Here is a 26,130-nt window from a genome sequence, read left to right on the forward strand (position 1 = left end):
CGCTTGATTTGGTCTTCCGTTCTCATGATATTCCCCCTATTTGCAGTGGTCCTAATGCGATTAACGTAATCGATAGCTTCGGAGTGATTGACGACTTCAAAATGCTCGCGCAGCTTTTTGCCGCCGATCGTTAAACCTTCCTCAAGCACGAGCTTCGTTTCAAAGAGGGGAAGCGTGTTGCCTTCAATCGCATTCGAGTTGTACGTCCATTCTATCCGATATACCTCGTCCAGATTTTTGACGGCCGCCGGCGGGAATGGCCGAACTGCGTCCGGCTCTTTTTTTAATTGTTCGATGGTGTCAAAGCGCATATCCCCCCTCCTTAACTATATTTACCATTATAGCATCCCCCTTTCTGGAATCTACCTTCCCCCCTGCGGTATAATAAACTTATTGAATTATTTTCAGACTTCTTAGCCAAAAAAGGACGGTAAACATGACCGATATTTCTTTACCCTTGGAACAAATGAGAGCCTTACAGAAAAAGCTGACCCGTTTTTTGATGATGTATAAGTTCGCCTTGCACGAGATGGAGACGAAAATCGAGATTCTGCAGGAAGAATTTCAAATGCTGCACGACTATAATCCGATCGAGCATACGAAATCGCGCCTCAAATCCCCGGAGAGCATCATGAGGAAAATTTACCGCAAAGGCGGTCCGCTCTCCCTGGACGGCATCAAAAGCAGCATCCACGATATCGCCGGCATCCGGATCACCTGCTCCTTCATTTCGGACATATACCGGATCAGCCAAATGCTGCAAAACCAGAAGGATTTAAACGTGCTGTCGATCAAGGATTACATCAAGTACCCGAAACCGAACGGCTACAAAAGTTTGCACATGCTGGTCGAGGTTCCCGTGTTCATGTCGGACGGCGAAGAGCCGGTGTGCGTGGAAATTCAGATCCGTACGATCGCCATGGATTTCTGGGCCAGCCTGGAGCACAAAATTTTTTACAAATACAATGAGTCCGTCCCGGAGCGGCTGCTTCAGGATTTAAAAAAAGCCGCCGACACCGCGTACGAGCTGGATATAAAAATGGAGCAGCTGCAGCGGGAGATGGAGGAGATCAAGCTTGCTAATCAGGCCGCCGCGGCAGGCGAATTTCAGCTGCTGATCGACGACCGCAAGATCAACATTCCCGAGAATTTGCTTAGACTGCTGTCGGGAGAGCCGGAATAATCGCTGCCGCACAGGCCGGCTGGTTGATTCAAATAAACAGCTATAAAAAATAGGTGCAAAAAGTGTCGTTATTTCGGCGATATCCGTTCATTGAGAGAAATAGAGGCAATTTATGTCGTTATTTTCCCCCGTCATATGGAAATGGGGCGTTTTGGACTATTTCATAGAAAAATAAGGACAAAAAATGCCGCTAACGGGGATAAATATGCTCGGCTGCGGATAATAAGCACATCAATTGCCGCTATTTTACAAGGCCGACGGGTGGTTGCTTTTCGGCAACAGGCGGTCAAGCTCCGATTTCTAGGTTAAGCCGAAAATGGAGCTTTTTACCGTTGTTTCCTTACTTCTCATCCAAAAATAAAGGAGCCGCCCCCTAGCAGGTCTGCCATAGATGGCTTCCGGGGTACGGCTCCTTTTATTTTTACCGCTTGGAGAAAATCATTCGGTCCATATTGCCCACGTAGGGCAGTCCGGACGTCGTCGAGCCTTTCAGTACGACGCAGATCGTTTGCTTGCCGGGCAGCGTCTGATCGAGCGCGGCGCCTTGGATTTTGTACGTCCCCCAACCGCTGCCGGTATTCGGCAGTTGGACCTGTCCGACCAACTCGCCGTCCTTATCCCCCAGGCGAATTTCGGCCACGACGTCCGCCGGGGCTTTTTGGGATGGAGCGTCATATTCGATCTCGATGTAATTTTTCCCTTGGGTGCCGAAATCGACGTCATTATACACCAGCCACGCACCGGTAAAAGTGTTGTTCACGACGGTGTTGTTCCCGTTGTTCTTCTCCGTCCTCAGCCCGCCTTTGCCGAAGGTGCTGACCTCCGTCGTCCAGCCGCTGTAGCTTTCGAACTCCACGGTCACATTCGGCTCTCCCGGTTCCGGCTTAGGCTCGGGCTCGGGTTCCGCCGTCTTCAGCGAAAAGCTGGCGTTATCGAAGTTCCCGATATAGGTATATTTCGAATCGGTCGTACCGGTCAGCACGAGATAAACGTCTTGAACGCCGGTGACGGTCCGGTTCAACTCGGCGGTTGCCGTTTTATAGGTTCCCCAGGAGCCAGCCGTCGGCGGTACGGCTGCCTTGCCGGCCAAAGTTCCGTTCACGGAGCCGAGACGAACTTCAACGGCGGCATCGGCCGGGACGCTGTTGCTGTTGCCGGAGTATTCGATCGCGAACTGATTGACGCCCGCGCTGCCGAAATCCATTCCTTTGTAAGCAAGCCACGCCCCATTGAACGTGTTCGCTACTTGCTTCCCGCTTTTTCCGTTTTCCGTTTTTAGCGGCGTGCCTTTGGCCGGGTTAAGCTCCGTCGACCATGCGTCAAAGGTTTCCAATTCCAGCTTGGCATAATCGCTTCTGACTTTGTCGAACGTAAAGCTGTCGAAATTGCCGATATACGGAAGATCACCCGTCGTCGTGCCTTTCAGCACGATATATACATCCTGGACGCCGGTGACGGTGGTGTTCAGGTTCGCCGCGGCGGTCCGGTACGTTCCCCAGCTGCTGCCGGTATTCGTCAGCGCTACGGTGCCGATCAGGGTGCCGTCTACCGAGCCTAGGCGGATTTCCGCCCTGGCGTCGGCCGGCGCTCTCCCGGTCGGGGCGTCATAAACCACTTGAATCCGGTTCATCCCCGCGGTTCCGAAGTCCGCGCGTTGATAAGCCAGCCATGCGCCGTTAAAGGTGTTTTTGACCACGGTCCCGCCGTTGTTCGGTTCCGTGCCTAACGGGGCGCCGTTAGGGTGCTTATCCGATGACAAGCCGGTGTAAGCCTCAAATTGAATGGCCAACTTCCCGTCCGCCGCCTCGAAATTCGGCGTTTCCGCCGGCGGTTCCGGCTCCACCGCTGGTTCCGGCACATCCGGCGTTTTCACCGGTACCGGCAGCGGTTCCGGCAGCGGCTCTTCTTCGCCCGGCTGTCCCGGCTGTCCCGGCTCTTCGCCGCCCGGCGTACCCGGGTCCGGCTGCGGTTCGGCCTGCGAGACGATCGGCTCGGCCAGCCAGAGCGAATCATAAATGTTGCCGTCGTATTTGTCGACCAGGTAGATATTTACCTGATATTTGCTGGCGTTGACATTGAAGCTTTGCGTCAGATCAAAGTTTCCGGTTGCCACCGGCACCGCGCTGGATACAAAAGCCTGTTGGCCGCCGTTCATCAATTGGATGACGGCAACGGCCGAATCCGCATAAGCGCCTTTCAGCGTGCCTGACACGTCAACGACCATATTGCCGGTCCGTTTGACATCGGCGTTCAGGTCAAACACGTCCCATTTTATGTCGGAGGTGTATGCAGCATCCGAAAGCAGCGGCTCCCCAGCGGTTACGCCCAGGCTTTCGTTCGCCTTGATTCTCACCTGCACAACGCCCGCGCCGTAAGCGACCGGGCCCACGATTTGCGGATTGGCGGTGGCGATCGTCCAGGTGCGGCCTCCGTCCGTGCTGAATTGATAGTCGGACGGCTGCTCGAAGCCCGGCACGTTAGTCCAGCCGAACGTGTTGGCCGTATCGTCCACGACCGGTCCGGTCGGCGCGGCCGGCTTCGCCATTTCCTTCACCGCGACAAGACCGAAGTCAAAGGCGATATCCGAGCTGGTCGCATTCACCTGATGCACCTCTACGGTCAGCACGTTGGTGCCTTTCACCAGAAGCGAAGGATCAATTTGGAAAACATTCCGGTCCCGCTCGTCATTAACGGTCGCATTGGCGTACGTGTTATAGCTAACCGGTCCGGTTGGCATATTGGTACGAATGACTTCGTGCCCGTTCAGGTACACAACGGCCCCGTCATCACGGACCAGCGTAGCGTCCAGTTCGAGGATGCCTGCGGTGTCCGCAACCTCAAACGTTTTGCGGAAATATGTCGCCGGGTACTTGTTGTTGCCGTCCGGCCCATAGCTGACGACTGTTTTCGCGTAGCCTTTGTTGTCGTATCCGAGCGGCGCCGGACCCGACTTCCACGCGCTGTCGTCATAGGCCGCGCCTGTCCAGCCGTCGCCGGCGTATTGACCCTTGTCGTAGTATTTCCAGGCCGAACCTTCGGCGATCAGCGCTTGACGGGACAAGGAGTTGTCGAAATCGGTGCCGTAGTCGGTCATCGGCGGTGCCGCTTTGGCCTTGGCGCCCCAGGCGGTGTTCGGCTCCGAACCCATGTCGAATTCCAGCGTGCCGCCGGCCATAATATCCTCGTACTTGATCCAGGCTTGATCAAATTCCCCGCCGTTCAGCGTGGCGGATTGAATAAAGCGGTTTTTGCCGGACACATTGTTCGCTTTGATCGTAAACGTTTTGCCGCCGTCCAGATGCAGCTTCACTTCCGAGAAAATCGGCGATCCGATCAGGAAAGCCGCGTCGCCCGGATTGGCGGGGAACAGCCCCATCGCGCTGTAGACGAACCAGGAAGCCATTGCACCCGCGTCATCGTCCATCGACGGCAGGTAGCCTTCCGGGTCGGCCCGGTACAGGCGCGATTTCAGCGGATAGGAATACGCCCCGTGGTTATGGTATTTATGCGTCACCACTTCCGTCGTATACTCGCGGGTAAAATATTGGGTCAAATACGGATAACCCAGGTAGTTGAACAAATACGGCGCGTCCAAATCCTGCTCGTTGACGGCCATATATTCGTCTCTAATGAAGAAGTCCGTCAACTGCTCGGCCATTTTCGTTTTGCCGCCGATTAGTTCAGCCAAACCTTTGATGTCCTGCGAAGCGGACCAGCGGTACTGCCACAGGTTGCCCTGGTAGGCGTATCTGTCCACCGCCGTCACATCCCCACTGCTAACGGTTATCCCGTTCGGGGTAAAGAACCCGATCTTGTCGCCGTTTTCGTCGACCTGATCCGGATTCCACAGGTCCTTGTAAGACAGAGCTACCTGCTTGTATTTCTCGTACGTCGCTTTGTCCCCGAGCAGCTCGGCCAGTTTCATCGGAAAATAACCGCTTTTTGCTTTTTCCAACTGACCCGACACTTTATCCTGATCGCCGAAGTTGCTCACGTCGACGCCCATGCCCTTCAGCGCCGTGTACGCGTCAAAATCGCGGAATCCCTTGGCATATGCGTCCAGAAGGACCGCGCCGTTAAACTCGTTCCGCACTGTCGGGCTCGGCCAGTATCCGTCCCCAAATTGCGTATAGGTGCCGCGTGTCTCGTACAGATCCGCCAAAGATTTCACCATGTTGTTGTATTCCGTTGGCGTCAGCACGGAGAACAGGGCGTATTTGCGAAAATCGTCCCAAGTCGCCCAGCCGTTGTAGTATTCAAAATCGTCGCCCAGCTCGGAAGCCTGCCGGATCGTGTTTTCGTCCCGTCCTGCTTTGAAGGTGCCGGCGGAGCTGGTTACGTTTTTCGGATGAAGGAACGTATGGTACATTTGCGTGTAAAAAATCCGTTTGTTTTCTTCGTCGGCATCGGTGATCTCCACTTTGCCGAGCAAATCGCTCCAAGCGCCGCGAATCTTGGTGTGCTGAGCGTCGAAGTCCCAGCCCTCGATGTCGTGATCGCGCTCGTATTTCGCCTGTTCCACGCTGATCGGCGACAGGCCCACTTTCGCCTGAATCACTTTGCCGGCGGCGTTTGCGAAGTTCACCCACACGCCGCTGTTTGCGCCGCTGCGCACCGCGTCCGTTCCCGTCGCATCGCCCTGCCAGGACGTGTAGGAGTCGAAATCATGATCGAACTGGATGGAATAATACATGACGTAATATCCGTATCCGCAGACGTTTTTCGATTTGACCATGCCGGAAATTTCATTGTTGTTTTCCACTTTAAGATTGGCGTCGATCATGCCGGCATACGAGTTGGACAGATCGACCAGCACGGAGCCGGTCGTTGCCGATGCCGGGAACGTGTAGCGGTGAAAGCCCACATTGTCCGAAGCGGTCAACTCAACGCCGACACCGGAGTTCAGGTTTACCGCATAATATCCGGCGGAAGCCTGTTCGCTGGCTTTATCGTATTTTTGCTTGTACTCGTTGACGTTTTTCGTGAAAGAGCCGGTTTCCGGCATCATCAAAATATTGCCGCCCGCCCCGCTGCAGCCTGCGCCGCTGAATCTCAGGTGCGAGAAACCCTTCAAGTTCTTATCCTGGTAGTAGTACCCGCTGAACGCTCCGCCATCGCTATCGGGCCCTAGGGAAACGAGGCCAAACGGCATCGTCGGTCCCGGGTTCGTCTGGCCGTTGTCGCCGAGCGTATTAATGAACGGGTCCACGTAGTCGACCGGATCGAGGTTGGCCGGCGGATAAGCCGGCGTTTGACCGGCATCAACCCCGTACAGCTCAAGCTCATACAAGCGCACGGTATTGGAGTCATGTGCTCCTTTGCTCACGTAGAACCGGACATACCGGGCGGAAAAAGGCTCCGGCAAATAGCGGTCGACAATCGTCTGCGCGTTGTTTTGCACGACGTCGACGTCCGTCCAGGTTTTGCCGTCATCGCTTTTTTGCAAGCGGAAATTTTTCGTGTTCCAGAACGGGCTGTTGCTTTCGTTGATGCCCGCGTTGACGACAACCCATTCGTTGATGTTGTACACTTGGCCCAAATCAAGCTTTAGCCATTTGATTTTGGCGTTCGTATTGTCGCACCATTTCGTGTCGGTTTTACTGTCGATGGCAAATTTGGCGGCTTCGCTGCTGTTGCACTGCCCCGAGGCCGTCACGGACGCGTTCAAAGCGACGTTCCGCGTCGGTTCTCCCTGGACCGCAGGTCCCGCGGCCGCGGCGGAAACGGGAACGGCGCCCGGAATCATCGACTCGATCAAGCCGCACAGCAGCAGCACCGTCATGAGCGCTGCAAAAATCCTCTTCTTCATCGCGTTTGGTTCTCCTCCTCTTGTTCGCATGTATAATGTAAGTTCAAAAAGTCAGGTTTTCAGCACCGAGAAGGTTGGATGAAGCTAGGGACTGAGTAGCGGAGCGTACGTTTTGGGTACGTGAGCAACGGAAGGCCCGGCTGAATTCAAGATTCGATGTCGAGTCCGCTACTTGACCCTGCTTCGTGATCAAAAGATGACTTTTTGAACTACCTATTATAGAGAACTGTTAGTAATCAGCCGTTTAACCATAACAGCAACCTCGGCGCGGGTCACGGCCCGGTCCGGGCTGAATTTCTTCCCGTCGCCTTGAATCAGGCCTTTGCTCCATGCGCTGCTGGCGGCGGCCTTCGCCCAGCCGGAAATGCTGCCGGCATCGGCAAAAGCGGGCTGACCTCCGTTCGTTGCCGCCAGGTTGAAATAATCCGCAGCGCGGACCAGCGCAACGACCGCTTCCTCGCGGGTAATTTGGTCGTTCGGCCGGAATTTGCCGTTGTATCCGGTAATGATGCCAAGCGCCGCTGCGTCGGCCACATTCCGGGTGTAATATTGGCCGGCCGGCACGTCCGTAAATGTCCCCTCGGCGCCCTGGTCTGCCAGCGGTTTGTCCGATTGCTCAAGCGTCCGCATGATCAAGGCGACGAATTCGGCGCGGGTAATGCTGCGTCCCGGCGCGTAATGGTTCGCGTCGACGCCTTTCACGATCCCCTTGGCGGCCAGCGATTTGACGGAGCTTTCCGCCCAATGCCCGACTAAATCCACAAATGTTTTGCTGTATTGCAGAATCGTGTAATAGGAAAAATGCCCGACGGTAAAGTTAAACGTTCCGTTCTTCACCGTACCCGGCGTATATTCAAGCGTTTTGCCGTCCGCATAATAAACGCCGGCAAGATCCGCGGAAATCCGCTTCGCCTGCTCTTCCGTCAGCTTCAGCGTCACCACAGCGGGTTTGTCCAACTGATGGATTTCCGTCACGTTGTCGCCGGAGATTAGCTGAATCACGACGGAGAGCACAACGCCGGTGGATGTATAGTCAGGACTTACGCGCAGCGACTGTTCGACCACCGCCTTGGCTTCATCGCTCCAGGCCGCGTTCAGCACGACACGGACTCGCGACAGATCATCGTTCGAGACCGCAAATGAGCCGGCAGGGAAACGAACCGTGCGGTTATCCGTTGTGACGATGAGGTCCAGATTTTTATCCTTAATGGCGTTCAAGGACTTCGCAGGAATTTCCAGCGGGCTGCCGGATTCTCCAGCCGCTGCGGGCAGTTCGATCGTTACCGCGCCTTTCGCTTGCTCTGCGGCTTTCGCGATTGCGTCGCTGCCGGCGATATATCGGCCGTCCTTGGCCAATTCCGGCTGAACGTTTGCGCCGCTCACCTGTCCCGCGGCCGGCGGAATGTCCTTGGAAACGGAATTATTCGCCGGTGGAGCCGTTGTTACGGGACTCGAATTCGAGCCTCCGCTCGGTTTGCTTGGTCTGGAAGGTCCCTCACCCGGAGGCTCGGGATTATTTCCGCCTTTGCCCGGAATCGTAAACGTGCCGGACTGCGTCAAACCGCCGTTGCCGGCAACGACCGTATAAACGCCGGAGGGCGCCAGGTCTTCCGTCTCCGGAATCGTCACCGTCTTCGAATAAACGCCGTTTTCGGCAGAGATAACATCGATATACAAAACCGTTTGATTCGGACTCACCATTTTGACCACGACGTCGTCCGTTTCGTCCGCCACCGTTCCGGAAAGTGTAATTTCGCCGCCGCGCTGCACCTCCTTCACGCTTAACTCCAGCGTGAAGGAAGCCGCGGCGTAGACCGAAATCGGCGCAAGTACGAACAGGAACGCCAGGATGGCCGCCACATATTTTTTCACCGTATTGTCCTCTCTTTCTGCCCGTTACTGAAACACAACCGGTCTCGCCAGTTGGAGCGGCACTTCAAGGTTGCTGTTGAACTCGTCGAACACAAACACTTTGACACTGTACTTATCTCCGCTGACATTAAAATATTGGGAAACATTCAGCTTGTCCTCCTGCAGCGGAATGGCGTTGATCAGCAGCGGCTCGTTTCCGTTCAGCAGCTCAAACACCACGTAGGCGGGTCCGCTGTAATCGGCCAAACGCTCGACCTCAACGTCCACCCGGAGCTGGTCTTCTCTTTTCAAGGTGCCCGACAGGGCATACGTATCCCGAACGCCGTTCGCGGTAAACGGTTTATCCGAAACCAGCGGCAAACCGGCCTCGGTTCCTGCCGCTTCGTCCCCTTTCACGCGCACCAGCACCGTGCCTGCGGGATAATCATGATCCCCCACCGGCTGCGGGTTGGCCGTTACCGGCTGCCAGGTCTTGCCGGCGTCGGCGCTGTATTCGTAAGCGGACAGCTCGTCATAACCGGGAACCAGGGTCCAGCCAAACGTGTTGCGCGCGTCATCGACCACCGGAGCGGTCGGCGCCGGCGGCACATCGCCCTGCAAAACGGCCGTTCGAATGTCCGAATTGTCCCGCTTATCCACCGCTCTGACCGCAAACTCGTACGTTAAAGCAGGATCCGTATTGTCGACTGTGTATTGATAGTCCGTTTGGCCTTCAACTGCCGGTACGTAGACGCTCCAATTCGGGCCAAGTCTACCGTTCACTTCGTAAATCCGGAAGCCTCGAACTGCGTCATCGGCGTTTTTGTCGGCCGGTTTGGTCCAGGAAAGCTCTGTTTTCTTGCCGTCTACCATCTTGGCAGACAGCCCTTCAACCGGATTTGGTTTTTCGCTGTTTTGGACGATCGTATAGCTGTCGAACGGAGTATCTTCACCCGAAATATAGGTGTTGATGGTCAGGCTGTCCTCCGTGATATGAACGCCCGAATAGATCGGTTTATTCGGTTGCTGATAAGCCGCGGCGTAATACTTGTCCGCATTTGGATTGATTTGATAGTATTTTCGTCCCGGCGAGTTGTTGATCATATACAGCGTTCCGTCCGGATTGATCAGCCGGCCGTTGGCGTCCGTCTGCACATCCGTAACGGGCTGGTTGTTGTACATTTGATAGGATCTCATGAACGTATGGTCATGCCCTTGCAGAACAAGATCGATCCCCAACTCGTCCAGCACCGGGTAAAGCTTCTTCCGCAACTCCGCGATATCGGAATCGGTAGCGTGATTGCCCACGGAATATATCGCTTTGTGGAAGGCTACGATTTTCCATTTTTTGTCCGTTTGAGCCACTTCTTTTCGCAGCCACTCGATTTGCTTGTTGAACGAATTCGTCTGCGCCGCGTCCCAAGGGATATCGCCGGTATTCAATACCATGATATGAGCGGGCCCGTAATCAAAGGAATAGACCGTGCCTCTCGGTTTGGGATCGGTGTGCGAGTCGTCCGGCAGATTAAAATGATAGAAAAAATTGTTGTTGTTCGGCCCCTCATGGTTGCCGATCGTCGCCATCAGCGGCAGATTCATCAGCAAATCCTGAGGCTGGCCGAAATAGTCGCTCCACTGTCCTTCGTTCGCTCCGGCATCCACCAAATCCCCGGGCATAACCAGAAATCTTGCGTCAGGATAGTCGTCCAAGGCATTCTTGAGCGAATTGGCCCAGACGCGGTAGTCTTCGGTATTCGCGCCCTGCGAATCCGTCATATACAGGAAATCGTATTCGTTCTCGTTATTCCCCTCGGTCGTAAAGCGGCCGGTTTGGCTCCAGTTGCCGTCGCTGCCCACCCGGTATTTGTAGGCCGTTCCGGCAGTGAGGCCCGTCGCGATCGCCTTGTGGCTGATAAAAGAGCCGGTGGTGCTGCCAAGATTTAAGTTCTTAAGGATCTGCGTTTCTTTAGGATCGCCGACAAAACGCATCACCGCCGCCGAATCAAAATCCTGATCGGCAGGCACGACTTCCACGATGCTGTCCAGAATATTGGCGGGCGCGTTATCCGGAACCTCATATGAGGTATACCAGGCAAACGAACGGGTCGTTTTCGCGTCACCGTAGAGGGACATCGCTATATCCTTCGGCGAATAGTCCACGGCTTCGGATTGATTGACCGGACTGAAGGTAAAGCCGCCTACGTTTCCGCCGCCGGCAAACTGCAGCCCGGCTTGCCCGTCGTAAACGACATTTACGATTTCTTTGGGCTTGACGGTATCTTCCAGCTTAAGCTTAAGCACGGTCGGATCGGCGCCCTGCTCCACGCTTTCGACTTTAAGCTCTTTGCCGCCGGCTTTCACCGTTAGATGGTCCTTCAAAGCGGACGGCAAATCGCTCAAGTCCTCCATCAGGTTAAGCGAAACGGTCAGGCCGTCGGCCGCCAAGTTGCCCGAGACCGGTCCGGTATAGTTTTCCGGCAAATAAAAAGCGGTCGCCGGCACGATATCCTTGAGCATGTTCGGCGTCGACCAGCGCAAATACAGGTTGGAGCCGCCGTAATCCTCGAAATATTCCACCTTGAATTTGTATTTGACGCCGCCCTCCAGGGTCACCGGCTGGCTGGTCTGCTCGTTGTCCCAGTCGTTCACCCAATGGTCGATGACGACTTTATCGTCGATCCACAACTTGAACCCGTTGTCGCCGATCATATAAAACGTATAATCGCCCGATTCCGGCGCCATAATTTGCCCGGTCCAACGCACGTTGGCGTCGTCCTGTCTGCCCGCCCAGGTTTGCAGGACCGGGTCGAGATTCGTGAAGTTGATTTGCGAGTCGACGATGGTCGCTTTGTGTTCGACAAAATTAAATGGCAGATCGCCGTTATTGGTGTAATATTCGGCAAGCAGCCCTTGACTTGTTCCAAGTGCGGGCGGTTCCGTGTCGGAGCTGTTCAGCTCTAGTGAAAAATACAGGTCGGAGCTGTCGGCGCGCTGCTGATGGACTTCCGCGGCGATCACGTTCGTGCCGTCAACCAGCAGGGACGGATCGATCTCGAAAAGCTCCTCGTCCCGCTCGTCGCCCACCGCTTCGGGAGCAAGCGTAGTGTACGTGATGGCGCCTTGCGGCAGATTCGTGCGGTACACCTCCTGGCCGTTCAAATAGATGACCGCGCCATCGTCGCGGATCAAAGCCGCGGAAAGCTGTTTGATCGCGTCCGCGTCCGCTACCTGGAATTCCTTGCGGAAATAAGTCGTAATGTATTTATTGCTTGCACTGGGGCCGTATTCGATCACGGTCGTCGGCTGCGGTTTGCCGCTGCCGGCATACCCGAGCGAAGCCGGAGCCGTTTTCCATTCGCTGTCGTCAAAGCCGGCGGCGCGCCAGGCCGTACCCTGATCGGTACCGTTGTCGAAATAGGTCCACTCGCTGTTGTTTGCAATCAGTTGGCCGGCCGCAAGAGCTTCTGCCGCTTTCGCCGCCGCGACGGTGACCAGCGCGGATGCTTTATAACCGCCATCCTCCGTGGTCGCGGTGATCCGGGTTGTCCCCGGCGCTTTGGCCGTAACGAGGCCGTCGGCATTCACCTCGGCGATGGCCGGGTCATCCGACGACCACGTATAGGCGGCATTGGCCGCATCGCTTGGCGCAACCGTCGCCGTCAGCCGGTCCGTGCCGCCCACCGCCAGTTCCAGGTTATGCTTGTCCAGCGTAATGCCGGTCACCGGTACGGCAGCCGGATTTTCCCCAAACGAGCCGTAAGCCGCAAACTCATAGATGTTCGCCTGATAGTTCCCGCTTTCGTTGGCATCCCCCGGATCGGTGATGTTCAGCTTGAAATAACGGGCCGTCACCGGTGTATTCAATTCATGCTCCGTCGTGCCGTACGTATTGTCCGTCACCGTCACCGCGGTTGTCCAATGCACGTCATCGGAACTGGTTTCGATCGTAAAATCGCGGGTATTGAAGTCGGCCGGTTCGCCCGCGTGGGCCACCACGAACCTGTGTACCGCCGCTTCGGCGCCCGCGTCGATTTTGAGCCAATAAGGGTTCTGCGCGTCAGGAGACAACATATCTCCCTCATAAGACCATTTACTGCCTGTAAAATTTCCGTCAATCGCTTTAGACGGGGCATAACCTCCCGATATCTCTCCGTTTGCCGAGGCCGTTACGCCCGGGCCGGCAAACACATTAACGTCCCCGGACTCCGCCAGCGCCGGCCGGACCGGAACATACCCCGCCGAGAACAACGAGGTTAAAAGCACAACCGCCGCAAGCACCCGGCTTGTCAGCGCAACCCTATTTTTCACTCCCAAACTCCCTCCCTGTCAAAGTATTGATAATCGAAGGAAATGATACGCTTTAGCCTGACTTCATTCAATTCATGCATCGTTAAGGGGGCATTAAATTTTCGTTAAGACAAACGGCAAAATAGCCCGCTTAGAAAACCCGCTTCCCGATCACGGCAAGTTAATAATTCCGCCGCTGCTTTTTTTTGTAAGGAAAAGGATGATAATGAACAGGATTTAGTTCATGCCGAAAAAAATGAAATGTGCAAGATACCCCTAAATATCAATGGGTAAGCGCTTGCAGGATATGCCGGTATCGCCGCCTTTGTTCGCCTTATGGGTGTCCTCTTCCCAATGTTAAATCTATGTAAAAAACGCCGCACTATTTCTAAATTTTAGGTAGTTTATTTTGTGACAATCCTTTGCCGAAAAACGCGAAAAAACCGCTGAACGGACCAGCGGCTTTCAATTATATGTAAATCCCGATATACGCAACTCCCAATAGCAGCATTTTTTGTCCTTATTTCGGCACCATTGCCTTTGTCGAATCAATAGCGGCATTTTTTGTACCTATTTCTCGCATCCCCCCTCGAACGCCCCCTATTTTACCTGGTCCACCGAAAATAAGAACCTTCTATGCCTCTGTTTTGCTCATAACCCGGTTCCGCCAAGAAATAAGAGCATAATTGTCCGCTATTCCAGGCCCGGGGGCCGGCGCAAAAACCCGGCAGACCGCTTCACGCTCGTCCCGGGACAGCGGGGTTACGGTGATGCCGTCGATCACCCGCGAAATCCCTCTCTTCATCTTTTTTAATCAAACCGGTCAAAAAACGTAATATCCCGTTCATATCCTAAATAATGTAACGAAATAAAAGCAATGGGATGATTCCGTGAAGAAAACGCAGTCATACGTGGCAACATGCTGGAATATGCGGGTTTTACCTTCTGACGGTTATGGTATAATCACCATGATTTGCAAAATGGAAGGACATTTTTGCAGCTTGAATGAGAGAACAAACAGAAACAGGTGATCAAATGTTCGAACTGAAATGGCTGTGGCAAAATCTGCGCGGGGACAGGGCAAGGTACATACTGGCTCTCATCCTTTCCGTCGCGGGCTCCTCGCTGACGATCGTGAATCCGTACATAGGCCAGCGTATCGTCGATACGTTTATCGCCGGGCCCGACGCCATGCAGAATTTGACGCAGGAACGGCAATTGCTGATTATGCTCTGCCTGGGAATGGTCGGCTTTTCCTTGCTGCGCACGGGTCTGGCTTACTTAACGATGATGCAGTACGAGCGGGCCTCGCAAAACATGCTGTACCGCGTCCGCATTTATCTGTACAACAAAATCCAGGAACAGGACATGCATTACTACGATCACAACCGCACCGGCGATCTCATGACCAAGATGACAGGCGATCTGGACATGGTTCGGCACTCGATGGCGTGGATTATCAAAACGATCATCGAATCGCTGACGATTTTCGTTGCTGCGGTTGTTTATTTTTTCACCATTGACGCCGTGCTGACCTGGTGGCTGCTGATCTTGTCGCCGCCGATTTTCATCGTGGCCTACATGTTTGCGAAACGCGTTCGCCCTATGTATGTGGACCTGCGCGAACGGCTGTCCCAACTGAACACGACGACTCAGGAAAATATCTCGGGCAACCGCGTCGTCAAAGCCTTCGCCCGCGAGAACTACGAAATCGAGAAATTCACCGAGAAAAACGTAAACTTCTCAAAGGCCAACAAAGCGGCCGCGCTCGTATGGCTGGATTATTTTCCTTATCTGGAGACGTTCGCGCAAGCGTTCAACGTGATCCTGATGATCGCCGGAGGGCTGTTCGTAATGAACGGACGAATCACCTTTGGGGAATATTCGGCGTTTGCCGCGCTGGTGTGGGCCGTCTCCAACCCGATGCGCAACATCGGCATCATCATCAATGACATTCAGCGCTTTTTCGCCAGCCTGACCAAAATCGTGGAGATCTATTACGCCAAACCGCAGATCGTCAACGGGCACAACGCGGAGGAGCCCCGGCGTTACGAAGGCCGGATCGAGTTCGAGCATGTCAGCTTTAAATACGACAACGCGCTGGTGCTGGACGATGTGAGCTTTACGGTCGAGCCGGGTGAAACCGTTGCCATCATGGGCTCGACCGGATCGGGCAAAACGACGCTCGTCAACCTGATCCCGCGCTTTTACGATGCGACCGAAGGGCGCGTGCTCGTCGACGGCGCGGATGTGCGCCAGCTTGAGCTCGACGAGCTGCGCGGGAACATCGGCGTGGCGACCCAGGACGTGCTGCTCTTCTCCGATACGATCGACGGCAACATCGCCTTCGGCGATCCCGACCTGCCGGAGGAGGAGACGATGGAATACGCCCGGCTCGCCGCGGCGCACGACTTTATCGTCAAGATGCCCGAGGGATACGACACCATCGTTGGGGAGCGCGGCGTCGGCTTGTCCGGCGGCCAGAAGCAGCGGATCGCACTGGCCCGGGCCATGGCGGTGCGGCGGCCGATTCTGATTCTGGACGACACGACCTCCGCGGTCGACCTTGAAACCGAAGAGCATATCCAGAAAAGCCTGCGCGAACTGGAATATCCGTGTACGAAAATCATCATCGCACAGCGGGTGTCCACGACCGCGGAAGCCGACCGCATCCTCATCCTGGACGGCGGCCGCGTGATCGAGGAAGGAACCCACGCCGAGCTGCTGGCGAAGCGGGGCTACTATTACGATGTGTTTATGCTGCAAAACGAAGGCGTTGGAAGGGCGGTGACGGCAAATGGCAAGGAATAAATTCGACATCGACGAAAACCTGGAATCGCCATTTGACATCAAGCATTTCCGGCGTGCAATGGTCTATATCAAGCGACAGAAAAAGCCGATGCTCGTCGCCTTTGCCCTCAGCGCTTTGTCCGCGGCGATCGGGCTGTCGGCCCCGCTGATCATGCAGCACGTCGTCGACGTGACGATTCCCGAGAAGGCCGTCCTTCCCCTGCTGGGCTGGTCGGCGCTGATGCTGGCGACGATCGTCGTCAGCGTGATCCTGGCGACGGTGCGCTCGCGCATTATGACGAGCGTCGGCCAGGACATCATCTTCGACATCCGGACGGACCTGTTCAAGCATTTGCAGGAGCTTCCGTTCAAATATTACGACGACCGGCCGCAGGGCAAAATCCTGATCCGGGTCGTCAACTACGTCAACGCGGTATCCGACGTATTGTCCAACGGCATCATCAACTTTATTTTGGAACTGCTCAACCTGATCTTCATCGCCGCGTTCATGTTTGCCGTCGATGTCCGGCTTTCGCTGATCACGCTAGCGGGGCTGCCCGTGTTCCTCGGCATCATGCTGATGATCAAAAACAAGCAGCGCCGGTCGTGGCAGGCGGTATCGAACAAAAGCTCCAACATGAACGCTTACCTGCAGGAGAGCATCAGCGGCATTCGCGTAACCCAGATTTTCTCCCGCGAGCAGCGCAATGAGGGGATTTTCACGCGGCTGGCCGGCAATTACCGGCGCGAATGGATGCGGGCGATCCACTACAACGCGCTGATCCCGTTTTCGGTCGACAACCTGGCGACGATCGTGACGATGCTGATTTATCTGATCGGCCTGCTCGCGCTGAATCCGGCGGAGGTGACCTTCGGCGTGATCCTGGCGATGAGCAACTATGCGGCCCGCTTCTGGCAGCCGATTTTGAACCTGTCCAACCTGTACAACAGCTTTATCAACGCCGTCGCTTATCTGGAACGGATCTTCGAAACGCTGGATGAGCCGGTCACCGTCAGCGACGTGCCGAATGCGAAGGAACTGCCGCAGGTGAAAGGCAATGTGACCTTTGACAACGTCACCTTCGCCTATGACCCGGGCCTCAACATCCTGGAGAACCTCTCCTTCGAGGTAAAAGCCGGGGAAAGCATCGCGCTTGTAGGCCCGACCGGGGCGGGCAAGACGACCGTCGTCAACCTGATTTCACGGTTCTATAACGTAACGGGCGGCAGGATCCTCATCGACGGCGAAGACATTTCGCAGGTGACGCTGAAGTCGCTGCGCAGCCAAATGGGGATTATGCTGCAGGACAGCTTTATTTTCTCCGGCACGATTTTGGATAATATCCGCTACGGCCGGCTTGACGCCACCGAAGAGGAAATTATCGCCGCCGCCAAGACGGTATGCGCCGACGAGTTCATCCGCGAGTTTGAGCACGGGTACCTGACGGAGGTTAACGAGCGCGGCTCGAAGCTGTCCCAGGGGCAGCGCCAGCTCATCTCGTTTGCCCGGACGCTGCTCGCCGATCCGCGCATTCTCATCCTGGACGAAGCAACCTCGTCCATCGACGCCAAAACCGAACGGCTGCTGCAAAAAGGCTTGAACGAGCTCCTCAAAGGGCGCACCTCGTTCATCATCGCGCACCGGCTGTCCACCGTGAAGAACTGCGACCGGATCATGTACGTCTCGGACAAGGGCATCGCCGAATGCGGTTCGCACGACGAGCTGATCGCCCGCCGCGGTCTCTACTACCGCCTTTACACGGCGCAGAAGATGGAAGCTATGTAAGAATAACGCTGGCAGCGTGGTCGTCTGGATCTGACTTCAACGTTGGACGCAAAGGGAGGGAGGAGTATGGGATTTCACCCCATACTCCTCCCTCCTTGGTATTTCCCGGCCTAATCCCGACCGAAATGACGCTAACTCACGCCAAAGAAGTTCAGCCGGGCAATTATAGTAAATAACGAAATGGAAAGCTAACTTGACATTTCGCATTTGAGTGTGTTAGTTTTGATGTAAAGTTAACTTTCCATTTCAAGCATTTGAGGTGAATCTGTGAAAAACAGGCTTGAGGAAATACGCAAACGGGACGGGATTAGTCAGGAAGATCTGGCTGCTGCGCTCAAGGTTTCACGGCAAACGATCGGCTCGCTGGAGAACGGGCGGTACAATCCGTCCATCATCCTGGCCTTCAAGATTGCCCGCTACTTCGGTATGAGTATAGAAGACATTTTCATCTATGAGGAGGAAACATCATGAAGATAAAAGCATCGGTTTATATAGCTGCGTTGATCGCGGGCATTTGCTGCATCGCGGCCAGCTTCGGTTTCAAAAGCGAAGAGGTAAAAGCCGTATCCGGAATGCTGGTCGGCGTCGGGGCGGGATTGATCGGGATGAGTGTGGCGCAGCTCTATATGAAACGGTTTGAATCCAGGAATCCCGAGCTCGTAAAGCAGACGGAAATCGAAATAAGCGATGAGCGGAACACGATGATCCGCTATCGGGCCAAAGCGAAAGCCGGCGACATCACCCATTGGCTCATTATGGGCATTGCTTACATGACGATCCTCATTTCCGCCCCTTTATGGGTCACGCTGGCGGTGGTAGCCGTTTTTCTGCTCCATACCGCAATCGGCCTTTATTATATGAACAAATACCAAAAGGAAATGTAAGCCGCGAGACTATCTCTCCATTGGCAAACATGTCATGCGGGAGGAAATGAGCGGATGCTCCCGCTTGGAAACTTTGTCCCTCCGGATCAAAGATTTTCATTGACGTACCCCTTTCCAGGACGCTACAATTTTCGACATGAACATGGTTGTCCGAGGAGATGGAGAAAATAAAAAATATCATCGTCAACATTTTAAAGAACGCCGCCGTTCTTTTATTATATGCGTGTTTTCTTTTCATCGAAATCAAGTTTTACGGGCATATTTCGCTGCCGATCCAATTGCTCGCCATCGCGCTCCTGATCGTGTTTACCTATTTCGTAGCCTCGCCTCTATGGATGAAATCGTTCCCAAGGAAAAGAAATTTCGCGATTCGCCTGATGCTTGGCATTATTCTCGTGTTAAGCTACGCCTGGGATTTTCTCAGAACTCAACACTCGGCCCACGTGTTCAGCGTTGAGATTTTTATCGTGCCCATCATTCTGGTGTTATTGTTTTTCTCGCTCAAAGAGTCGATCATCGTCTTGTTGTCCTGCGTCGCGATCAGCGCGATCAACGTTCTTTCCCGCCTGAGTGCTATCCACATCGATGCGGTTTTTTCGGGGGTGTTGGAGGTGGGGATCTGCACGCTGCTCATCTTCATCATGAATCGGGCGCTGAAAGTAAGGTCCAGGCTCATCAACAAGCAGAACATTTTCGTGGAAAACTCCCGCGCCTTAATGATCGGAATCGACCGCACCGGAAAAGTCGACTTGTGCAATCCGGCGATGTGCCGGCTTTTGAGAATGAAACAAGACGAGGTGTTGGAGCACTTTTTTTGGGAAGTCGGCGCAAAAGTATCCGGCGAAGCGGTGGATCAAATCTTCCAGCTATTGGCCGGGCGCAAAAAAACGGAGCAGTTAGAACTCCAATTTCCGGACGGCCAGGGGGCTTCCACGTTTTTGGCGGATACCTATCCCGTCGAAGATGACGGACTGGTGAGCGGCATTATCGTCGTATTAAATGATATTACCGACCGAAAAATCGCCGAGAAGAAACTGTACGAGCTATCGGTTACCGATGATCTGACCAAGCTGGCGAACCGCAGGCATTTCGAGCGGCGTCTTGACGAAGAAATCATTCGCTCCAACCGTTATGGCCGCCCGCTTTCGTTAATGCTGATCGATCTGGATCATTTTAAGGACATCAATGATACATACGGTCACCCCTTTGGGGACCTGGTGCTGTCGACGATAGCCAAGCAACTGGAAAGCCATGTGCGGGATACCGATGTTGTGGCCCGCTGGGGCGGAGAAGAATTCGCCGTATTAATGCCTGAGACCGAGCTTCAGGAAGCGGAAAAAATCGGCATCAGGCTGCTCAAAACAGTTCGCGAGACCTCCATTCCGGTTCCGGAAGAGCGCGGTGAACCTATTACGATGACCTTCTCGGCAGGGGTCGCGACCCAATCATCGGACATTGTGAAAGAGCAAATTATCGAATCCGTCGATACGGCCTTGTACAAGTCCAAAAATAACGGCAGGAACCAGGTTACGCTCAGTCTTTAGAAGGATTTTGGAAGCATTTGTCGAATAGGTCTATAGACCTGGAATTGTGAATTGGAGGGAATCTACGGAAGTGCAGCGTCCATCGAAACCAACCGCAAGCCCGGCGCAAAGATCATCCGCGCCTCAAGCCGGACGAACGGCCGGCGGGCAGGCCAGAGCGGCCGGCAATACGCCAAGCCGCGCGTCCGCCGCTGCGTCCGCAGGAGCGGGATATCCGGCCAGCAGCGCAAACCAAAAGACCGTTGTCTGCCGGAAATGCAAATCTCCGCAGATCGTTGCCAACAAGCGGGGGTACAGCTTCGCCTACCTGTTTACCTGTCTTATCACTATGATTCTTTTCGGCGTTTTCCTCTTTGTGCTTAGCGGCGTGATGTTCATTTCCGCCAATATACACACAGCTAAGGCTTTTGGCTTTTTGGGGCCACTCGGGCTCGTTTTTATATTCTTTTCATTGCCTGTCAGCATATTGGTTGGCTTTGTCGGAAGAAGCACGATTGTAAACGGCTGTATGAACTGCGGACACAAATGGACACCTGCCAAGAAGAAATAAGCAAACAACGCTGCCGATCAAGATAAGTTGAACTAAAGAAATACGGGAATCAGGCAAGAGTGTGAAATGATTCTGAAGAAACGGTAGTGGTCGCCTTTGTGAGCGGATTTCTACAACATTCGAATTTAGTTGATTAAAGAAATCTGTGAGCAACAGCGATCGTAAGAACATTTCACACGGCCCTATCACGTACAATCATTAGTTCAACTTATTATACTGCGGCGTTGTTTGCTTTCCGGACTATGAATTGTTTCACATGGTTTGTGAATTTGTTCACAAAACTTTGCAAACAATCATGTTATAGTAAACGGGAACAACAGGCATAGAAAGTGGAGGGGTAATCATGACCAAGAAAACAACAACAGCGCTGATCCTCGTTCTCTCGCTCGTTCTCGTACTGGCGGGATGCGGCGGCGGGAACCAAAATCAGACCAAGAACCAGACCCAAGGCCAAAACCAGAGCCAAAACGCCGGGAACAAGGACACGGCCAAAGAAGCCGAAGCCGTCTCGGGCGCGTCCGAAACGAATAGCTATACGCCAATCGACCAGCTTAAGGACAAATACGATCTCATCATCGTCGGCGCGGGCGGCGCCGGGATGACGGCCGCGCTTGAAGCGAAAGCCGGCGGGATGAATCCGGTAATTTTCGAGAAAATGCCGGTGGCCGGCGGAAATACGACGAAAGCTTCGTCGGGGATGAACGCTTCCCAAACGAAATTCCAAAAAGAGCAAGGCATTGAAGACAGCAACGATTTATTTTATGAAGAGACGTTAAAGGGCGGCCATGGCACCAACGACAAAGAGATGCTCCGCTTCTTCGTGGACAATTCCGCGGCGGCGATCGATTGGCTGGATTCGATCGGAATCCGCTTGAACAATATTACGATTACGGGCGGGATGAGCGAAAAACGCACCCACCGTCCCGAAGACGGCTCCGCCGTCGGGCAATACCTTGTCAACGGCTTGCTGAAGAACGTCAAAGAACAAGGAATCCCGCTGTTCGTGAACGCCGACGTCAAGGAGATTACGGAAAAAGACGGCAAAGTGAACGGCGTCAAAGTTCTTTTCAACCAAACGGATGAAAAAACGATCGCCGCGGCTGCCGTTGTCGTGACGACCGGCGGTTTCGGCGCCAATATGGACATGATCTCCAAGGTGCGGCCGGATTTGCAAGGATATGTGACCACGAACCAGACCGGCAGCACCGGCGACGGCATTCAGATGATCGAGAAACTCGGCGGCACGACGGTCGATATGGATCAAATCCAGGTTCACCCGACCGTGCAGCAGGAAAAATCGTATCTGATCGGGGAAGCCGTTCGCGGAGAAGGCGCCATCCTCGTGTCCAGCGAAGGCAAACGGTTCACCAACGAGATGGACACCCGGGACAATGTCACGGCGGCGATTAATAAACTGCCGGAAAAATCCGCTTATCTCGTATTCGATTCCGGCGTCAAATCGCGCGTGAAAGCGATCGAGCAATACGAAAAGATGGGCTTTGTGCTCCAAGCGGATTCCACCCAGGCATTGGCCGGGCAAATGAGCGTGCCGGCGGATGCGTTGCAAACGACGCTGGATACGTGGAACGGCGCGGTGAAGAACAAAAACGACGCCGAGTTCTCCAGAACGACCGGGATGGACAACGACTTGTCCGCGGGTCCATACTACGCCATCAAAATCGGCCCCGGCATCCACTACACGATGGGCGGCGTAAAAATCAACACCAACACGGAAGTGTTGAATAAAGCAGGCCAAGCCATTCCGGGCTTGTTTGCAGCCGGCGAAGTAACCGGCGGCCTGCACGGCCAAAACCGGATCGGCGGCAACTCCGTGGCGGAAATCATCATTTTCGGCCGCCAAGCCGGGATCAAATCGGCGGAATATGTGAAGGCGCAGCAATAGCTTTGCAGCAGTTCCTTCGGCAAAAGAAAACGCTTGGGCACAACAGGCCCAAGCGTTTGTTCGTTTAAATTCGGAATGATTCCAATCAAGGCAAACCCACGCCTCGAGAACTAACGTATAAACTGTACCATTCATCGCGGCTCAATACGATGTTTTCGGCTTCCGCACACGCCCTAATTCGGGATGGGGCGGTTGTTCCGATGACCGGTTGGATGGCGGCGGGGTGTTTCATCAGCCACGCAAGCACGATCGCTTCCGGCGATGCTTGCTTCTCTTCCGCCAGCCGTTTAACCCGTTGAGCCGTATTTTTCACACTTTCGCTGGCATTCTCCAGGCTGGCTCCTGAATATAAGCCTTTGGCCAGCGAACCCCAGGCTTGGAGCTGAATGTTTTCCAATTGGCAATATTCGAGCGTACCCTCGGGAAAAATATTGTTTTTCGCCGCGTCTTGATTCACGTGGATGCCGGTTTCAAGCCAGCCGATTTTGTGCAAGCTCAGCTCCAGTTGGTTTATCACCAGCTTTTCACTGCAATGGGCCTGCAATAAACGAATTTGCCCGGCGCTCATATTGGAAACGCCAAAATAGCGGACTTTTCCCGCTGCCTTTAACTGATGAAAGGCTTCCCCTACTTCCCGCGCGTCCATGAGCGCATCCGGACGATGCAAGAGCAGAATATCCAAGTAGTCAATCCCCAGTCTGGAAAGAATCCCATCCACACTCTCCAAAATATAGGCCTTGGAAAAATCATAACGCGCCGGAATGCCCCTGACTTCATCCGGAAAGCGAATTCCTAATTTGGATTGAATGATCATTTTTTCTCTTAACTCCGGTTTTTCCTGCAACACCTGGCCAAAGACGGTCTCGGCTTTTCCGTACGCGTAAATATCCGCATGATCAAACATATTGATTCCGCTGCCCAAAGCCGTCTCCACCGCTTCATGCGCCTGCTTTACATGTTCTGCTTGAACGGGATCCCGGCTCCAGCCTCCGCCAAGCCCCATACATCCAAAAATAAGCCGGCTTGCGTTCAACCCGTGATTATGAATCGGCAATACTGTCATCTCAAGCACATCCTCTGTTATATAAAATATTGTTTCATAGCTCCATTTTCATCCGTATAATCGATGACCGACTGATTCGTTTTAAGATCAACGAACAAGGTACACCGCGTTTCATCCTTTTGCCAGGAAAGCCGAATTTCATCCGCCGCGGAGTCAAGCACTTGGAACTCCCCGTTAAACGCCGCAAATTCATTGCGAAACCGGATCAATTTCAACAATCTCTGAACCGCTGCTTTTTCCAAAGCCTGTTCGATTTCCCCAAGGGTAAAATTGTGGCGGTTGATTTCCCGCCCTTCCCCGGTTTTTTTCACATTTTCCAGGTCGTTTTCCCCGGCCAGCAGTCCGACATAATACACCTGGGGCACGCCCGGCGTAAAGAACTGCAGCGCCCGCGCCGCCAAATAGGCATCGTCATCGCCATCTAGAACGGAGTAGTACGAGCACCTGATTTGATGAACATCAAAACCATCCTCGGCTTTATGCTCGTCCGATAAAATCAAACTTAGGTTCGCTCCTCTTTCCAAACAGATATCGACTAATTTCCTCGCTTCTTGGGTATCCAGCAAATCGTCCAAATCCGGCTTGACCGGAATGCCGTCATGGCAATCCAGCATCGTAAACTGTTTAGGCGGACGAGTCCTCAAGTATTGCTTCAGCGATTCCCCCGATTTATTAATGAATGCTTCCAGGATCCGGTACGGCAAAATAAAATCGTAAATCCAATAGCCCCGTTCCGCCAGTTTGTACTGGACAGAGTAATGCGCGTGCACTTCAGGCAGCAATTCAATGTCCAAGGAATCGGCAAGCTCTTTGATCCAATCGAGAAATTCGTAGATTTCCGGTTCTACGAAAAAGCAGCTCGTGCCCAATTTTTTAACGACATATCCGACAGCGTCAAGACGTACGATTTTCACATGATGCCTTTTAAAATGCGTAAAGAAATCGGTAAACAGCTGCTTGACCTGCGGCGAGTTTATATCCAAATCGATTTGTTCGGAGGGATCGGTTTTTCCAAACGTCGTCCACACCTTTTCTTCCTGGCCGGTTTCTCCAATGGTAAAGGCCGAATACGGCAGCGGTCTGCGCAAGAACATTTTTTCAATATCCGCTTGTACCGGTTCTCCGTCTCGCCAAATCTTATCCAGCGTAATAAAAAAATCAGCGTACTCCGATTTTCGGCCTTTTGCGAGAAAATCCTGAAAATACTCCGACTGCCGCGAAATATGATTGACCATCAAATCGACCAATACGTCAAAGTTTTCGCCAATCGCTTTGACATCGTCCCAGGTGCCGAAGTGCGGATCAATCTCCAGATACGTAAGCGGAGCAAAACCGCGGTCTCCCGAGGAAGGGAACGGCGGAAGAATGTGGACCCCGCCTTTAAAAATATCCGGAAAATACGCGGAAAGAACGCGGTTGAGCGTTTTTAAATCACCTCCTAACGAATCCGGATACGTGATCAGTTGCACTTGATTATGGACCGCCACTTTTTATTCCTCCCGTAATCCATACATGTCTTTTATGACTTCCAGCTTTGGCAAATCGGCAATGGCGCCGGTATATTTCAATTTATAGGCGCTGACTGCAAACCCCAGGGTTAAGGCTTGTCTGATCGTATGCCCTTGCACCACCGCCGCGTAAAATCCCGACCAAAAAGCATCTCCCGCCCCCGTCGTATCCGCCACCGAGGTGGCCAAGGTGTCGAAGCGGACCGTTTCCGAACCGTTGGAAACCAGGGCGCCGTCTTTTCCCAAGGTCAGGATAACGAGTTTGGCGCCAAGCTCCAGGAACGTTTCCATATAATATTCGGGCGTTTGTTTGCCAAACAATCTTTCCGCATCGTCTGCGGACGGCTTTACAATATCCACCCTTCCGAGGAGGGACTTCACATACCCGACTCCGTCCTCGCCGTTCTCCCATAACATCGGATGATAGTTTGGATCAAAACAGACCAATAATCGATTCATTTGAGCTGTTGTTATGATTTTTTCAATGGTGCCCCTCGCCGGTGTTCTGGATAGGGGCCAGCAGGAGAAATGTACGATTTTGGAATTTAGCAAAGCCGCTTCAAGCTCCGCGGTGTATGACAAATGATAGTCCGCGCCCCGGTAAAACACAGGAGTCGGCGTGGCTTGGCTTTTGGTTACGACGACCATGCTTGTGGAGTAATCCGCTAACCTTTGAACACACCCCGTGTCTATGCCGGCGTTTTTTAACTCATTGATTAAATAGGAGCCTAAGCCATCTCCCCCCACCGCCGACGCAACAATAGCCTGAATCCCTAATTTCTTGGCGTTCATCGCAATATTGGAGGGCGATCCGCCAAAAAATCTCTGGTATGTGCTGCACGTAAAATCATCAGTATAATCCGCGGATATCATATCGATCAGAATTTCTCCCGCCATGAACAGATCGTTGCCGTTGCTGTTTTGAAGCTCGATTGGATGATCAAAATTAAACATGTCCGTCCCCCGAAATCC

14 protein-coding genes and 1 pseudogene are annotated in these 26,130 nt (G+C 53.7%); 7 read left to right on the forward strand and 8 right to left on the reverse strand.

The genetic code is table 11. The features are described 5' to 3' along the window. Positions 1 to 62: 62 nt before the first annotated feature. Positions 63 to 311: pseudogene (locus tag DYE26_RS34880) on the reverse strand (cell filamentation protein Fic); the annotation flags it as partial. Between the two features lie 125 nt (positions 312 to 436). Here DYE26_RS34880 and DYE26_RS16875 point away from each other — a divergent pair. Beyond that, positions 437 to 1,183 (forward strand): GTP pyrophosphokinase, encoded by a 747-nt coding sequence (locus tag DYE26_RS16875; protein ID WP_036625652.1) that lies wholly within the window; start codon positions 437 to 439, stop codon positions 1,181 to 1,183. 421 nt (positions 1,184 to 1,604) lie between these two features. On the opposite strand, the gene DYE26_RS16880 is transcribed toward DYE26_RS16875, so the two are convergent. From DYE26_RS16880 to DYE26_RS16890, 3 genes are all read right to left on the reverse strand, one after another. Beyond that, on the reverse strand, positions 1,605 to 6,992 hold the full coding sequence (locus tag DYE26_RS16880; RefSeq protein ID WP_036625654.1) for a glycoside hydrolase domain-containing protein: 5,388 nt from the start codon (positions 6,990 to 6,992) through the stop codon (positions 1,605 to 1,607). A 216-nt stretch (positions 6,993 to 7,208) separates the two neighbouring features. After that, entirely contained in the window at positions 7,209 to 8,864 is a 1,656-nt protein-coding gene (locus tag DYE26_RS16885) for an S-layer homology domain-containing protein (protein ID WP_036625655.1), read from the reverse strand. A 24-nt stretch (positions 8,865 to 8,888) separates the two neighbouring features. After that, entirely contained in the window at positions 8,889 to 13,151 is a 4,263-nt protein-coding gene (locus DYE26_RS16890) for a PA14 domain-containing protein (RefSeq protein WP_036625657.1), read from the reverse strand. 1,014 nt (positions 13,152 to 14,165) lie between these two features. On the opposite strand from DYE26_RS16890, the gene DYE26_RS16895 reads away from it, so the two are divergent. The 5 genes from DYE26_RS16895 to DYE26_RS16915 all read left to right on the forward strand — a co-directional run bounded on the left by DYE26_RS16895 (position 14,166) and on the right by DYE26_RS16915 (position 20,134). Continuing rightward, positions 14,166 to 15,941, forward strand: coding sequence for an ABC transporter ATP-binding protein (locus tag DYE26_RS16895; RefSeq protein WP_036625659.1), 1,776 nt, complete (start codon positions 14,166 to 14,168; stop codon positions 15,939 to 15,941). Continuing rightward, the gene (locus DYE26_RS16900) at positions 15,928 to 17,706 is read left to right on the forward strand and encodes an ABC transporter ATP-binding protein (RefSeq protein ID WP_036625660.1); all 1,779 of its coding nucleotides are present in this window, start codon (positions 15,928 to 15,930) and stop codon (positions 17,704 to 17,706) included. The genes DYE26_RS16895 and DYE26_RS16900 overlap by 14 nt, the downstream gene beginning before the upstream one ends. 267 nt (positions 17,707 to 17,973) lie before the next feature. Continuing rightward, positions 17,974 to 18,177: a helix-turn-helix transcriptional regulator gene (locus DYE26_RS16905; RefSeq protein WP_036625661.1), complete on the forward strand. Its 204-nt coding sequence runs from the start codon at positions 17,974 to 17,976 to the stop codon at positions 18,175 to 18,177. After that, a complete protein-coding gene (locus DYE26_RS16910) occupies positions 18,174 to 18,590 on the forward strand; it encodes a DUF2178 domain-containing protein (RefSeq protein WP_036625664.1) in 417 nt (138 codons plus the stop codon). The genes DYE26_RS16905 and DYE26_RS16910 overlap by 4 nt, the downstream gene beginning before the upstream one ends. Positions 18,591 to 18,748: 158 nt before the next feature. Further along, positions 18,749 to 20,134, forward strand: a complete 1,386-nt coding sequence (locus DYE26_RS16915) for a sensor domain-containing diguanylate cyclase (RefSeq protein WP_051985678.1) — start codon at positions 18,749 to 18,751, stop codon at positions 20,132 to 20,134. 123 nt (positions 20,135 to 20,257) lie between these two features. Here the strand turns inward: DYE26_RS16915 and DYE26_RS33490 are convergent, their stop codons facing one another. Further along, on the reverse strand, positions 20,258 to 20,419 hold the full coding sequence (locus tag DYE26_RS33490; RefSeq protein WP_155620020.1) for a hypothetical protein: 162 nt from the start codon (positions 20,417 to 20,419) through the stop codon (positions 20,258 to 20,260). 608 nt (positions 20,420 to 21,027) lie between these two features. Between DYE26_RS33490 and DYE26_RS16925 the strand changes: the two genes are divergently transcribed. Beyond that, entirely contained in the window at positions 21,028 to 22,587 is a 1,560-nt protein-coding gene (locus tag DYE26_RS16925) for a flavocytochrome c (RefSeq protein WP_036625667.1), read from the forward strand. 85 nt (positions 22,588 to 22,672) lie between these two features. On the opposite strand, the gene DYE26_RS16930 is transcribed toward DYE26_RS16925, so the two are convergent. The 3 genes from DYE26_RS16930 to DYE26_RS16940 are packed head-to-tail and all read right to left on the reverse strand — an operon-like array spanning position 22,673 to position 26,112. Beyond that, positions 22,673 to 23,650 carry an aldo/keto reductase gene (locus DYE26_RS16930; protein ID WP_036625668.1) on the reverse strand — a complete coding sequence of 326 codons (978 nt, stop codon included), beginning with the start codon at positions 23,648 to 23,650 and terminating at the stop codon, positions 22,673 to 22,675. A gap of 17 nt (positions 23,651 to 23,667) precedes the next feature. Then, positions 23,668 to 25,137 (reverse strand): sucrose phosphorylase, encoded by a 1,470-nt coding sequence (gene gtfA, locus DYE26_RS16935; protein ID WP_036625670.1) that lies wholly within the window; start codon positions 25,135 to 25,137, stop codon positions 23,668 to 23,670. 3 nt (positions 25,138 to 25,140) lie between these two features. Beyond that, complete coding sequence (locus DYE26_RS16940) at positions 25,141 to 26,112, reverse strand: carbohydrate kinase family protein (protein WP_036625671.1); 972 nt, start codon at positions 26,110 to 26,112, stop codon at positions 25,141 to 25,143. Between the last annotated feature and the right edge of the window lie 18 nt (positions 26,113 to 26,130).

The sequence above is a fragment of the Paenibacillus macerans genome (assembly GCF_900454495.1).
Lineage (GTDB): Bacteria > Bacillota > Bacilli > Paenibacillales > Paenibacillaceae > Fontibacillus > Fontibacillus macerans.